Annotated in this window: 2 protein-coding genes; both read left to right on the plus strand. The window is 38.8% G+C overall.

The features are described from left to right. Position 1 precedes the first annotated feature (1 nt). On the plus strand, positions 2-640 hold the full coding sequence (locus AACR11_RS12930) for a ParA family protein (RefSeq protein WP_223295707.1): 639 nt from the start codon (positions 2-4) through the stop codon (positions 638-640). Beyond that, positions 633-986, plus strand: coding sequence for a hypothetical protein (locus AACR11_RS12935; RefSeq protein ID WP_017818849.1), 354 nt, complete (start codon positions 633-635; stop codon positions 984-986). Before AACR11_RS12930 ends, AACR11_RS12935 begins: the two co-directional genes overlap by 8 nt. The last annotated feature ends 41 nt before the right edge of the window (positions 987-1027 follow it).

Consider the following 1027-nt stretch of genomic DNA (forward strand, 5'->3'; position numbering starts at 1 on the left):
TATCCTAGTTATCCTAGTTATCCTAGTTATCCTAGTTATCCTAGTTATTTTGAAGAGAGCCTATATGAAAATAATCAGTGTCTGGAATGAAAAGGGCGGAGTTGGCAAGTCAACTATTAGTTGGAATCTGGCTGGGGCCGCTGCTGCTAGAAACTTAAATGTAATGTTAGTTGATGATGATCCTCAAGCTAGTTGCCATTGGTTAAGTGAAGATGGTTTTGCTCCATTTGAAGTTGTTCATCATTTTCCTGATAGCGCCCCTGATGTTGACCTATTAATTGTAGATATGACGCCTTCTACAACGGACGAACCTCATGGAACAGTTGTGATTCCTTACCAACCAAGTCGATTAGCTTATGGTGTTGTGTCAAAGCATTTACCTAGATTGAACGAAATCGGAAGAAATGTGATTGAAGTTATTAGTATGGCTGATACTCGAAAAATGGAGCATCGAAACTTTATAAAAGCCAAACAGAAATCCACGCCTACGATGCATGTCATACCTTCCCGAAGTATTTATGAACGAGTCGTCGGCATGGGGAGAACTGTGTTCGATCCTGAGTTGAAAGGAATGTATGGGTTGAACTTGGCTCAAAAAGAAATTAATGAATTGCTTGATAAGGCTTTAGCATATGAGTAAAGCACCATCTTGGTTAGACAAAGCTAATCAAAATAAAGCGGGTAATACGGTTGGTAATGTCGCAGAAGTCGGCCAAATTCGAAATAAGCCAGGTCCCAAAAAATCAGTAGTAGCCAGAAAGAGTGTGGGACTCAAGTTTTCAGATAATAGAAATGACGATATATCTAAACTTGAGAATCAGCTCAAACAGCATGGCTTTGAATTAACTCGTGGTCGTAGTGAAGCTGTAGAAGTTGCAGTTTCAGTTTTGCTTAAGATTATCGATTCTTCTGATGAGTTTTCAGAATGGAACGATTTTCTAGAAGACACTATTGGCAAAGAGGAAAGAGATATTCAAAATAGATAACCTAGATAACCTAGATAACCTAGATAACCTAGATAACCTAG

Origin of the sequence: Vibrio sp. L85, assembly GCF_963871815.1 — a bacterium.
GTDB classification, from domain to species: Bacteria; Pseudomonadota; Gammaproteobacteria; order Enterobacterales; family Vibrionaceae; genus Vibrio; species Vibrio harveyi.

What these genes read in the sequence shown, in the direction of transcription:
- AACR11_RS12935 (WP_017818849.1), top strand. Translation starts at nt 633, where the DNA reads ATGAGTAAAGCACCATCTTGGTTAGACAAAGCTAATCAAAATAAAGCG.